The organism is Phaeobacter sp. QD34_24, from assembly GCF_028890115.1.
Classification (GTDB): domain Bacteria; phylum Pseudomonadota; class Alphaproteobacteria; order Rhodobacterales; family Rhodobacteraceae; genus Phycobacter.
This window is the reverse complement of the sequence record NZ_JARCJD010000010.1, coordinates 17,122-29,991: the sequence shown is the minus strand read 5'-3', so window position 1 is coordinate 29,991 and position 12,870 is coordinate 17,122. Positions and strand designations below refer to the sequence as shown.

The following is a 12,870-nucleotide window of genomic DNA, read 5'->3' as shown; positions in this document are numbered from 1 at the left end:
ATGACGAAACTGACGCTCGGCCCCATCGCCTATCACTGGCCCGCAGACGCCAGGCGTGACTTCTATGCGCGCATCGCCGACGAGGCGCCCGTGGATGAGGTTTATCTGGGCGAGGTGATCTGCTCCAAGCGCGCGCCCTTCCACGAGGCAGACCTGCCCGCCACGATCGAGCGACTGGAACGCGCAGGCAAGACCGTGATCCTGTCGACGCTGGCCGAGGTCATGCTGAAGCGCGAACGCAAGGCAACCGAGGATCTGGCCGCGATGGAGGCGCCCGAGATCGAGATCAACAATGCCGCTGGCCTCTTTGCGCGCGGCAAACGCCCACACCGGATCGGCCCCTTCATGAACGCCTATAACGAGGCGACCATCGCCTGGATGGCCGGGAAGGGCGCGACCCATGTCTGCCTACCGGCCGAGATGCCGGCCCCGGCCATCGCCGCCGCGGCGCGGAACGCGGGCGCGCTGGGGCTCGGCGTCGAGGTGCAGGTCTACGGCCGCGCCTCTCTGGCGGTGTCGGCGCGATGCTATCACGCCCGCGCGCACGGCCGCACCAAGGACAATTGCCAGTTCGTCTGTGAAGAAGACCCCGACGGCATGCCGCTCCGCACCCGCGACGACAGGCCGATCCTGCGGGTGAACGGCATCCAGACCCTTTCGGAAAGCTATATCGACCTGCTCCCCGAGGCTGCCCGTCTGGTTGCCGATGGCGTGACGCACCTGCGGCTGACGCCACAGACGGTGGACATGGTCGCGGTGACGCAGGTGTTCCGCGATGTGCTCGATGGGCGCATGCCGACTGGCGAAGCCGATTCTCGCCTTGCGATGTTGAGCGGGGATGCGGGCCTGAGTAACGGTTTCTATCATGGCACGGCAGGCTACCGCCGCATTGCCGCCGCCGCGCCGACCTGAGCGCGCAAAGGACGCCAGAAATGACCTCGACCGCCGAACAAATGCGCGCCTGGACCGGACCCGCGATCCTGACCTACGGGTTCCGCCCGTTCTTCTTCGGCGCGGCGATCTGGGCTGCGCTGGCGATGGTGCTTTGGGTGCCGATGCTGTTAGGGCACCTGATGTTGCCCACAGCCTTCGACCCCGTGTCATGGCACGCGCACGAGTTCCTCTACGGGTATCTCGGCGCTGTCGTCGCAGGCTTTCTACTGACTGCGGTGCCAAACTGGACGGGGCGCCTGCCGATCGTCGGCTGGCCGCTGGGCGGACTTGCGGCGCTGTGGTTTGCGGGGCGCGTTGCGGTGATCTTCTCGGAGGGGTTGCCGGCGCTGCTGGTGGCGGCGGTCGACCTGGCCTTCCCGGTCATGCTGGCCACGGTCATCGGGCGCGAGATCGTGGCGGGTCGGAACTGGCGCAATCTGATCGTGCTGGGGATGCTGGTCGTCTTTGCCCTAGGCAACGCGCAGTTTCATTGGGAGGCTGCGCGAGGCGAGTACGCCGCACAGGGCTATGGCCTGCGGCTGGGCCTCGGCGCAGGCATCTTGATGATTTCAGTGATCGGCGGGCGGATCGTGCCCTCCTTCACCCGCAACTGGCTTGTGAAACGGCGCAGCGCCGTCCTGCCCGTGGCGCCGATGCAGTCCTTCGACAAGGGGGCGCTCGCGGCTCTTCTGGTGGCCCTTTTGCTCTGGGTTGCGCTGCCTCTGGGGACGCTGACCGGGTTCGCGCTTGCGCTGGCAGGCGTGTTGCACGCCCTGCGATTGGCCCGTTGGGCCGGGCACCACACCTTCGCCGAGCCGCTGGTGACTGTGTTGCACGCAGGCTATACCTTCGTGCCGCTCGGGGCTCTCGCATTGGCCGCAGAAATCTTGGCTCCCGGATCCTTCGGAATGGCGAGCGCGCAGCATTTCTGGATGGCGGGGGCAATCGGCTTGATGACACTGGCCGTGATGACACGCGCCACGCTTGGTCATACCGGGCAGGACCTGAAGGCGGGAGCAGGGACCGTCGTGATCTATCTGGCCCTGATACTGTCCGTATTCGCGCGGGTCGCGGGCGGTGTATGGCCCGAATTTTCCAGCCCGTTGCACACGGTGTCCGGGCTGTCGTGGATCGTCGCCTTCGGCAGCTTTGCGGTCATTTACGGCGGGCTTTTGCTACGTCTGCCCGCCGCCAAGCGGATCTGAGGCGCGCACCGATGGGATGGTTCGAGTTCGCCTTGGCCTATGTCGTGTTCTTCCTGTCGCATTCCTTGCCCGTGCGCCCGCCGTTGCGGCCTCGGCTTCAGGCCCGACTAGGCGCTTCCGGCTTCACACTGGCCTATTCCGCCTTGTCGCTGGCGGTGCTTTCCTGGTTGATCGGGGCGGCGGGTCGCGCACCGCATGTGACCCTTTGGGACTGGGCGCCATGGCAGGTCCATGTTCCACTGACAGTCATGGGGCCGGTCTGTCTGATCCTTGCGCTCTCAATCGGCCGGCCCAACCCGTTCTCGTTCGGGGGTGCCCGCAACGACCAGTTCGACCCGGCGCGGCCGGGCATCGTCCGCTTGTCCCGTCATCCGCTGCTTCTTGCGTTGGCGCTTTGGGCGGCGGCCCATGCCGTGCCCAATGGAGATCTGGCCCACGTTATCCTGTTCGGCACCTTCGCCGCCTTCGCGCTGCTGGGAGGCCGACTGATCGACCGGCGCAAACGCCGTGAGATGGGGCCAGAGTGGCAACGGATGCGTGATCGCGTGGCGGACGCGCCGCTCGTCTCGGCGTCCCCGTCGGGGGGCACTCTCCTGCGGCTTGCGGCAGGCATTGCGCTTTACGGGGCGCTGCTCTGGGCGCATCCATTTCTTTTTGGAGTCAGCCCGCTTCCCTGAACGTCAATCCTTGATGTCTTCGATCCAGGTCTTCGCGGCGACGGCACGAGGCAGGCCAAGCGGGCCGATGGCCAGCATCGCCACCTGCATGATCGCCTCAGCCTCAATCCCCTCCGATCTGGCGCGCCGGGTGTGGGAATGGACCGCGCCTTCGGAGCCCGCGCCAATCGCGAGGGCGAGCTTGACGAGGCGCTTCTCGCGATCCGTCAGGGGGCCGCATTCGGCTGTTGCCTTGCCCAAAGCAGCATAGGCCTTCCAGACATCGGGGTGTTCCTCAGCGAGATCTCCGGCGGCGCCGGGCATGGATTTGGTCATCTGTCAGTCCCTCAGGTTGAAAAGTCATCAATCAGTGGATTTGGTTTCGCAAAGCGCTCAAGGTCCGCCTGGTTGTCGATGGCGATGCGGGTGCCGGTCACGGTAACGCCGTAGGGCTGCAGGCCCTTGAAGGCGCGGCTGAGATTTTCAGGGGTCATCCCCAGCACGGAGGCCAGGCGCCGCTTCTCGAAATCCAGTTCGAACGCGGCCCCGCCGCCGGCGTGCCTTTGTTGCCTGAGCAGGTAGTTCGCGAGCCGCTCGAGCGAGGTTCTGAGTTTCAGATCCTTCTGCGCCTTGATGACCGAGCGATAGCACTGCGCCAGTTCCGTGACGATCGCACGGGCAAAGTTGCCGTCGGCATCAAAGATCGCGCGCACGTCCTGACTGGGGATCAGCGCGATCCGGCTTTTCTCGAGCGTGCGGGCCGACATCAGGTAGGGCGCATCCTTGATGGTCGCGGCAAGAATGAAGGTCGAGATCGGGCGGACAGTCGCCATGCTGGTGTCTCGGCCATTCCAAGTCGAAAACAGATCGACCGAGCCCGAAACGACGATATGAAGAAAATCGCTCGGTTCTCCTTCAGTGATCAATTCGATCTGTGCAGGGAAATTCTGCACATAGGCGCCCCGCATCAAGGATGTGAAATTATCATCTGCCATCTGCGCAAAGAGATCGAGTTTTCGAATATCCCGGTATTCGGAATCGGGCATGTCGCTCCCCCTTCAACTTTTTTCCCTTAACAAATGTCATCAAATCAATTGATATATGTCAACCCTTCGGTTGACCCTCGCGACCGTAGCCTTGATCTGCGCCCGCGCACCGGATGACATATTTCTGTAAGCCATTTATTTCGTTATCTTTTTCCCGGTTTTGTGATCTAGATCAAGTCACGAGCGTCGCTGCAGCGTCAGGTCTGGCACTGATCCCCTCGCAGGGGTGAATGACTTATTTTGCCGGAGACCCGCCATGCAGACCGTTGCAACAGCCTCACGCGCCGATCAAACGCGCGCCCTGAGCCTGAGCACGATCGCCTTTACCGCCTGTTTCGCGGTCTGGACGATCTTTTCCATCATCGGTGTCGCCATCAAGGCCGAGCTTGGCCTGAACGACACCCAGTTCGGCCTGCTGGTCGCCACCCCGATCCTGACCGGATCGGTCACCCGCCTGTTTCTCGGCGTCTGGACCGAGAAGTACGGCGGGCGGCTGGTGTTTTCGAGCCAGATGATCCTGACGGCGCTGGCCACATGGGCGCTGACGCTGGCCGACAGCTATATCATGTATCTGATTGCTGCTCTTGGCATCGGCCTCGCGGGCGGGTCGTTCATCATCGGCGTGGCCTATGTCAGCCGCTGGTATGACGCGGGACACCAGGGCACGGCGCTGGGTATCTTCGGCGCGGGCAACGTCGGCGCAGCGGTCACCAAGTTCGTCGCGCCCTTCGTCATGGTCGCCTATGGCTGGCACGGTGTGGCCTATGTCTGGGCGGCGGGGCTCGCCATCATCGGCGTTTTGTTCTTCCTTCTGGCCAAGGACGACCCCGAACTGGTCGAACGCCGCAAGACCGGCACCAAGGCACCGTCGCTGGCGAAGCAGTTCGCGCCGCTGAAGAACCTCCAGGTCTGGCGCTTCTCCCTCTACTACTTCTTCGTCTTCGGTGCCTTCGTGGCACTTGCGCTCTGGATGCCGCACTACCTGATCGACGTCTACGGCATCGACGTGCGCTTCGCGGGCATGGCGGCGGCTTCCTTCAGCCTCTCGGCCTCGCTGTTCCGCGCCTATGGCGGCGTGCTGTCGGACAAGTTTGGCGCGCGCAGGGTCATGTACTGGACCTTCGGCTTTTCGCTGCTGTTCCTGTTCATGCTGAGCTATCCGCCCACGGACTACGTCATCCAGGGTAAGGACGGCGCCATCGCCTTCTCAACTCAGATGGGTCTGTGGCCCTTCATCGTCACGCTCTTCGCTCTTGGCTTTTTCATGAGCCTCGGCAAGGCGGCCGTCTTCAAGCACATCCCTGTCTACTACCCGAAACACGTGGGCGCTGTCGGCGGGCTTGTCGGCATGATCGGGGGCCTTGGCGGGTTCGTCCTGCCGATCGCCTTCGGCGCACTCCTCGATCTCACGGGCATCTATACGTCATGCTTTGCGCTGCTCTTCGGACTGGTCGCCATCGCTCTGACCTGGATGCACCTGTCGATCCGCGCGATGGAGCGCGCTGCTCATGGTGAAGTGCTCGACCAGCTGCCGCAGCTGCCCGAGATGCAGGATATTCACCATCCCGAACGCACCGCCATGCCGCGCGTGCTGGAGGATTGGCGGCCGGAGGACCAACAATTCTGGGCCGAAAAGGGCCGTGCCGTTGCACGCCGCAACCTGTGGATCTCGATCCCCGCGCTTCTGCTGGCCTTCTCGGTCTGGATGGTGTGGTCGGTGGTCGTCGCGCGCTTGCCCGCCATCGGGTTCGACTTCACCCCCGGCCAGTTGTTCTGGCTGGCGGCCTTGCCAGGCCTGTCGGGCGCGACGCTGCGCATCTTCTACAGCTTCATGGTGCCGATCTTCGGCGGGCGGCTCTGGACGACGCTGTCGACAGCCTCGCTTCTGCTGCCCGCGATGGGCATCGGATACGCGGTGCAGAACCCCGAGACGCCTTACCTGATCTTCCTCGTGCTGGCGCTGCTTTGCGGCTTCGGCGGCGGCAACTTCGCCTCGTCGATGGCCAATATCGGCTACTTCTTCCCGAAGGCCGAAAAGGGCAACGCACTGGCGCTGAATGCCGGGCTGGGCAATCTGGGCGTGTCGGTGATGCAGTTCCTCGTGCCCATCGTCATCACGGCGGGTGTCTTCGGGGCCATCGGCGGCGAGCCCGTGACCCTGTCGGACGGTGGGCAGCTTTGGATGCAGAACGCCGGCTTCGTCTGGGTGCCCTTCATCCTCGCAGCGACCATCGCCGCCTGGCTGGGCATGAACGACATCGCCGATGCGCGCGCCAGCTTTGCCGACCAGGCGGTGATCTTCGGACGCAAGCAGAACTGGCTGATGTGCATTCTCTACACTGGCACCTTCGGCAGCTTCATCGGGTATTCGGCCGGTTTCCCGCTGCTGACGCGGCTGGCCTTCCCGGATGTGAACGCCCTGAACTACGTGTTCCTTGGACCGCTGGTCGGTGCGCTGAGCCGCGCCGGAACCGGGTGGATCTCGGACAAGTTCGGCGGTGGGCGAGTGACCTTCTGGACCTTCGCGCTGATGATCGTGGCCACCTTCGGCGTGATCTCCTTCCTCGGACTCGGCTCCTTCGTCGGCTTCTTCGCCTGCTTCATGGCCCTGTTCTTCCTGACCGGTGTGGGCAATGCCTCCACCTTCCAGATGATCCCGGTCATCATGGGCCGCGAAATTCCGCGCCTGATGCCGCACTTGGGTACTGAAGAGCGCAAGCGGCAGATCGCGATGGAGTCCGGCGCGATCGTGGCCTTCACTTCGGCGATCGCGGCCTACGGCGCCTTCTTCATCCCCAAGGCCTACGGGACATCCATCGCGATGACCGGATCTGCCGTTGGGGCGCTGTGGGGTTTCCTGATCTTCTACGTGATCTGCGTCGTCATCACCTGGGTGGTCTACACGCGCCCCGGCGGCCTTCTCCACGACATCGAACATGGCCGCACGCCGCAGGGCACCGCAGCCCAGCCCGCTGAATGATCCAGTTGATTTCCCGGGCGGCGGCGCTCGCCGCCCGGACCCAGACACCCGAAAGGACAGCCCAATGAGCCATCTGCTCGACAAACTGAACTTCTTCCAGAGCAAGGAACTGGAGCAATTCTCCGACGGTTGGGGTCAGACCACCCGCGAGAACCGCGACTGGGAGGACACCTACCGGAACCGCTGGCGACACGACAAGATCGTCCGCTCGACGCATGGGGTGAACTGCACCGGGTCGTGTTCGTGGAAGATCTATGTCAAGTCCGGCATCGTCACCTGGGAGACCCAGCAGACCGACTATCCGCGCACCCGCGCGGGCCTGCCCAACCACGAACCGCGCGGATGCGCGCGGGGAGCGTCCTACAGCTGGTATCTCTATTCCGCCAACCGCGTGAAGAACCCGCTGATCCGTGGCGCTCTTATGCGGGCGTGGCGGAAGATGCGCGAGACCATGACGCCGGTGGCCGCCTGGGCCGCGATCCAGGGCGATCCCGCCCTGCGCAACGCGATCAACAAGACCCGCGGCAAGGGCGGCTTCGTGCGGGCAAGCTGGGACGAAGCGACCGAGATCATCGCCGCTGCCAACGCCTATACCGCGAAGACCTACGGGCCCGACCGCGTCTTCGGTTTCTCGCCGATCCCGGCCATGTCGATGGTCAGCTACGCCGCGGGTTCGCGCTACCTGTCGCTTCTGGGCGGCACCTGCATGTCGTTCTACGACTGGTACTGCGACCTGCCGCCCGCTTCTCCCCAGACCTGGGGCGAACAGACCGACGTGCCGGAATCGGCTGACTGGTACAACGCGGGCTTCTTGATGCTTTGGGGCTCGAACGTGCCGCAGACCCGCACACCCGACGCCCATTTCTACACCGAGGTGCGCTATCGTGGCACGAAGTCGGCCGTGGTCAGCCCCGACTATTCGGAAGCCGCCAAGTTCGGCGACATCTGGCTGAACCCGCAAGCGGGCACCGACGCGGCGCTGGCGATGGCCATGGGCCATGTGATCCTGCGCGAATTCCACCTCGACCGGCAGGCCGAGTATTTCGAGGACTACGCCCGCAAGTATACCGACATGCCGATGCTGGTGCGGCTGGATGAAAAGGACGGCCACCTCGTGCCGGGCCGGATGCTGCGGGCCGACGATTTCGACGGCAAGCTGGGTGAGAAGAACAACCCCGACTGGAAGACCGTCGCCTATGACGAGACGTCTGGCCAGATCGTGGCACCCAACGGGTCCATCGGCTTCCGCTGGGGTGAAGAGGGCAAGTGGAACCTCGAAGAGCGGGCGAAAGGGGCAGAGGCAAAGCTGCGCCTCAGCCAGATCCTCGACGAGGATCATGATGAGGTCGTGGGCGTCGATTTCCCGTATTTCGGCGGTGCTGCCACGGGCGATTTCGTCAAGTGCGACCACCCCGAGTTGCTGACCCGGAACATTCCGGCGCGACGCGTGAAACTGGCCGACGGATCCGAAGCGCTGGTTGCCACCGTGTTCGACCTCTTCTGCGCCAACTACGGCCTCGACCGGGGCCTGGGCGGCGACTGGGTGTCGAAGGACTTCGACGACGACAGCCCTTACACCCCCGCATGGGCCGAAAAGATCACCGGCGTGGAGCGCGAAAAGATCATCGCGGTTGCGCGGGAATTCGCGGGCAACGCCGAAAAGACCCATGGCAAGAGCATGGTCATCCTCGGGGCCGGTCTGAACCACTGGTACCACATGGACATGAACTATCGCGGCATCATCAACATGCTGGTGATGTGCGGCTGCATCGGGCAGGAAGGCGGCGGCTGGTCGCATTACGTGGGTCAGGAAAAGCTGCGCCCGCAGACCGGCTGGCAGCCGCTGGCCTTCGCGCTCGACTGGAACCGACCGCCGCGGCACATGAACTCGACCTCGTGCTGGTACGCGCACACCGACCAGTGGCGCTATGAGACGCTGCGCGCTGGTGAAATCCTGTCGCCGACCGCACCCGAAGGTGACTGGGACATCTCCCTGATCGACTACAACATTCGCGCGGAACGGATGGGCTGGCTGCCCTCGGCACCGCAGTTGAAAACCAACCCGCTGGAAGTCTCCAAAGCCGCAAAGAAGGCCGGGAAGGAGATCAAGGACTACGTCGCCGAACAGCTGAAATCCGGCGATCTGGAAATGTCCTGTCAGGATCCGGACGCCCCGGAAAACTGGCCGCGCAACCTGTTCGTCTGGCGCTCGAACCTTCTGGGATCGTCTGGCAAGGGGCACGAATACTTCCTCAAGCACCTCTTGGGCACCGACCACGGTGTCATGGGCAAGGACCTTGGCGAGGAAGGCGGCGTGATGCCGAAGGAAGCCCGCTGGCACGACGAAGCGCCGAAGGGCAAGCTCGACCTGCTGGTCTGCATCGACTTCCGCATGTCCACGACGGCGGTCTATTCCGACATCGTTCTGCCGACGGCGTCCTGGTACGAAAAGGACGACCTGAACACCTCGGACATGCACCCGTTCATCCACCCGCTTCAAGCGGCGGTGGACCCGGCCTACGAATCGAAATCGGACTGGGAGATCTTCAAGGCCATCGCGAAGAAATTCAGTGAAGTCGCGCCCGAGGTGCTGGGTGTGGAAACCGACATCGTCCAGCTGCCGCTTCTGCATGACACGGCCGCCGAACTGGCGCAGGCTCATGTGAAGGACTGGAAGAAGGGCGAATGTGACCTGATCCCCGGCAAGACGGCGCCCAACTACATCGCGGTCGAGCGGGATTATCCGAACCTCTACAAAAAGTTCACCTCGGTCGGGCCGCTGCTGGAGAAGCTCGGCAACGGTGGCAAGGGGATCAACTGGGACACCAAGACCGAGGTCAAGCACCTGCGCGACCTGAATGGTGTCGTGCTGGACGATGGCGTGTCCAAGGGCCAGCCGAAACTCGAAACCGCCATCGACGCGGCCGAGATGATCTTGATGCTTGCGCCCGAAACCAACGGCGAGGTGGCCGTGAAGGCCTGGGAAGAACTGGAGAAGCCTACGGGGCAGCACCATGCCCACCTTGCGGAGGGCGCGCACCACACCAAGATCCGCTTCCGCGATATCGCCGCCCAGCCGCGCAAGATCATCTCCAGCCCCACCTGGTCGGGCATCGAGAGCGAGGAGGTCTGCTACAACGCCGGCTACACCAACGTCCACGAACTGATCCCGTGGCGGACCCTCACGGGGCGCCAACAGCTTTACCAGGATCATGAATGGATGCGGGCCTTCGGCGAAGGGTTCGTCAGCTACCGCCCGCCGGTGGACCTCAAGGCCATCACCGCAGCCGTCAACAACGACGCGGCCGAGGGCAGCCCGCACGTGGTGCTGAACTTCATAACGCCGCACCAGAAATGGGGCATCCACAGCACCTATACCGATAACCTCTTGATGCTGACGCTGAACAGGGGCGGACCGGTGGTCTGGATGTCCGAGGTGGACGCGGCCAAGGCGGGCCTTGTCGATAACGACTGGGTCGAGGCCTACAACACCAACGGCGCGCTGACCGCGCGGGTGGTGGTGTCCCAGCGCATCAAGCAGGGGACGCTGTTCATGTATCACGCGCAGGAAAAGATCGTGAACACGCCCGGCTCGGAAAAGACGGGCAATCGCGGCGGCATCCACAACTCGGTGACCCGCGCCACACTGAAACCCACGCACATGATCGGCGGCTACGCGCAGCTGTCCTACGGCTTCAACTACTACGGCACCGTGGGCAGCAACCGCGACGAGTTCGTGATCGTGCGGAAAATGAAGAAGATCGACTGGCTCGACAAACCCGCAAGCCGGTCCGCAACCCAGAACGTGGAGGCAGCGGAATGAGAGTTCGTGCGCAAATCGGCAAGGTCCTGAACCTCGACAAATGCATCGGGTGTCACACCTGCTCGGTCACCTGCAAGAATGTGTGGACGACGCGCGAAGGTGTCGAATACGCGTGGTTCAACAACGTCGAGACCAAGCCCGGCACCGGCTATCCGACGGACTGGGAGAACCAGAAGCGCTGGAACGGCGGCTGGGTGCGCTCGGCCTCGGGCAAGCTGCATCCCAAGCAGGGGTCGAAATGGCGGATCCTGGCGAACATCTTCGCCAACCCGGCCATGCCCGAGATCGACGACTACTACGAGCCGTTCGATTTCGACTACGACCACCTGAAATCGGCGCCCGACATGACCGCGTTCCCCACCGCGAGGCCCCGCTCGAAGATCACGGGTGAGCGGATGGAGAAGATCGAGAAGGGCCCGAACTGGGAGGAAATCCTCGGTGGCGAATTCTCGAAGCGGTCTCAGGACTACAACTTCGATCAGGTCCAGAAGGATATCTATGGAGAGTATGAAAACACCTTCATGATGTATCTGCCTCGGCTCTGCGAGCACTGCCTCAACCCGACCTGCTCGGCGTCCTGTCCCTCGGGTGCCATCTACAAGCGCGAGGAGGACGGCATCGTCCTGATCGACCAGGAGAAGTGTCGCGGCTGGCGGATGTGCATCTCGGGCTGCCCCTACAAGAAGGTCTATTACAACTGGGATACCGGCAAATCCGAGAAATGCACATTCTGCTATCCGCGCATTGAATCCGGCCAGCCCACGGTCTGCTCGGAAACCTGCGTCGGACGCATCCGCTATCTGGGTGTGATCCTTTATGACGCAGACAAGATCGAAGCTGCGGCCAGCGCCGAGCGCGAGACCGATCTCTACGGTGCGCAGCTCGACGTGTTCCTCGATCCGAACGACCCCGAGGTGATTGCCGCCGCCCGCCGCGACGGTGTGCCCGAGGACTGGATCGAGGCGGCCAAGGTCAGCCCGGTCTGGAAGATGGCGATGGACTGGAAGGTCGCCTTCCCGCTGCACCCCGAATACCGGACGCTGCCGATGGTGTGGTACATCCCGCCGCTCAGCCCGATCCAGAACGCCGCTCAGGCGGGACAGATCGCGATGAGCGACCAGATGCCCGACGTTCGGTCGCTGCGCATCCCCGTCAAATACCTCGCCAACATGCTGACGGCGGGGGACGAGGAACCCATCGTGCACGCCCTCGAACGCATGTCCGCGATGCGGCTCTACATGCGGGCGCTCAGCGTGGAGGGCGTGCGGGACGAGGCGATCGCCGCCCGGGTCGGCATGTCGGGCCCGGTGATCGAGGACATGTACAAGATCATGGCCATCGCCGACTACGAGGACCGTTTCGCGATCCCCACGGCGCACCGCGAACAGAACGAGCATGGCGCCGACATCCGCGGCGGCTGCGGCTTCACCGACGGCAACGGCTGTTCCACCGGCGAGGCGGGCAAGACGACGCTCTTCGGCGGCAAGAAGAAAAAGTTCGCCCTTCCGCAGGAGACCTTCTGATGCTGGACCGTTCCCTGAAAGCCCTGTCGCTGATCCTGAGCTATCCCTCGCGGGAACTTCAGGAGGCGATGCCCGACATCGGCGCCGTCCTTGCCGACGATTCCCGCATCACCGCCGAGACACGGGCTGCACTGCGCTCGTTGACCGATGGCTTCGCAGACGCTGACCTCTACGATCTGCAGGAGAGTTATGTGATGCTCTTCGACCGCTCGCGAACGCTGTCGCTCAATCTTTTCGAGCACGTCCACGGCGAAAGCCGGGACCGGGGCGGCGCCATGGTCAGCCTGATCGAGACCTACCGGGAGGGCGGGTTTGAACCCGCCACCTCGGAACTGCCGGACCACCTGCCGGTACTGCTGGAATTCCTGTCGACGCGTCCCTTCGCCGAAGTGCAGGAAACCTTGGCGGACGCGGCGCATATCCTCGATGCTCTCGCTGCCCGGCTCGTCCGGCGCGACAGCGGATATGCCGCTGCGTTCGCCGCTCTTTCCCAGCTCGCCGACACGCAGGCCGACGCCGAAGCGGTGGCCGAGATGCTGGCCCAGCCCGACGATGATCCGACCGACCTGGAGGCGCTCGACGCTGTCTGGGAGGAAACGGAAGTCACCTTCGGCCCCGATCCGAACGCCGGTTGTCCGCAGGTCCGCGACATGCTCGCGGCGATGGACAAACCGACCCCGCAACAATTGAACAGGAGCGCATGA

Annotated in this window: 9 protein-coding genes; 7 read left to right on the top strand and 2 right to left on the bottom strand. The window is 63.7% G+C overall.

Features of this window, described 5'->3' with window-relative positions; all coding sequences use genetic code 11:
- From ubiV to PXK07_RS09655, 3 genes are read left to right on the top strand one after another with little or no spacing between them, the layout of a single operon-like run.
- Window positions 1–912: a ubiquinone anaerobic biosynthesis protein UbiV gene (gene ubiV / locus PXK07_RS09665; protein ID WP_274848025.1), complete on the top strand. Its 912-nt coding sequence runs from the start codon at window positions 1–3 to the stop codon at window positions 910–912.
- A gap of 20 nt (window positions 913–932) precedes the next feature.
- Window positions 933–2,138, top strand: a complete 1,206-nt coding sequence (locus PXK07_RS09660; RefSeq protein WP_274848024.1) for an NnrS family protein — start codon at window positions 933–935, stop codon at window positions 2,136–2,138.
- A gap of 11 nt (window positions 2,139–2,149) precedes the next feature.
- On the top strand, window positions 2,150–2,815 hold the full coding sequence (locus tag PXK07_RS09655) for an NnrU family protein (RefSeq protein WP_274848023.1): 666 nt from the start codon (window positions 2,150–2,152) through the stop codon (window positions 2,813–2,815).
- A gap of 3 nt (window positions 2,816–2,818) precedes the next feature.
- On the opposite strand, the gene PXK07_RS09650 is transcribed toward PXK07_RS09655, so the two are convergent.
- Both PXK07_RS09650 and PXK07_RS09645 read right to left on the bottom strand, forming a co-directional pair.
- Window positions 2,819–3,130, bottom strand: coding sequence for a carboxymuconolactone decarboxylase family protein (locus tag PXK07_RS09650; RefSeq protein ID WP_274848022.1), 312 nt, complete (start codon window positions 3,128–3,130; stop codon window positions 2,819–2,821).
- An 11-nt stretch (window positions 3,131–3,141) separates the two neighbouring features.
- Window positions 3,142–3,840: a cyclic nucleotide-binding domain-containing protein gene (locus PXK07_RS09645; protein ID WP_274848021.1), complete on the bottom strand. Its 699-nt coding sequence runs from the start codon at window positions 3,838–3,840 to the stop codon at window positions 3,142–3,144.
- A 256-nt stretch (window positions 3,841–4,096) separates the two neighbouring features.
- Here PXK07_RS09645 and PXK07_RS09640 point away from each other — a divergent pair, with 256 nt between their 5' ends.
- From PXK07_RS09640 to narJ, 4 genes are all read left to right on the top strand, one after another.
- A complete protein-coding gene (locus PXK07_RS09640; RefSeq protein ID WP_274848020.1) occupies window positions 4,097–6,820 on the top strand; it encodes a nitrate/nitrite transporter in 2,724 nt (907 codons plus the stop codon).
- Between the two features lie 64 nt (window positions 6,821–6,884).
- Window positions 6,885–10,643 carry a nitrate reductase subunit alpha gene (locus PXK07_RS09635; RefSeq protein ID WP_274848019.1) on the top strand — a complete coding sequence of 1,253 codons (3,759 nt, stop codon included), beginning with the start codon at window positions 6,885–6,887 and terminating at the stop codon, window positions 10,641–10,643.
- Entirely contained in the window at window positions 10,640–12,166 is a 1,527-nt protein-coding gene (gene narH, locus PXK07_RS09630; RefSeq protein WP_274848018.1) for a nitrate reductase subunit beta, read from the top strand. The genes PXK07_RS09635 and narH overlap by 4 nt, the downstream gene beginning before the upstream one ends.
- The gene (narJ, locus tag PXK07_RS09625; protein ID WP_274848017.1) at window positions 12,166–12,870 is read left to right on the top strand and encodes a nitrate reductase molybdenum cofactor assembly chaperone; all 705 of its coding nucleotides are present in this window, start codon (window positions 12,166–12,168) and stop codon (window positions 12,868–12,870) included. The genes narH and narJ overlap by 1 nt, the downstream gene beginning before the upstream one ends.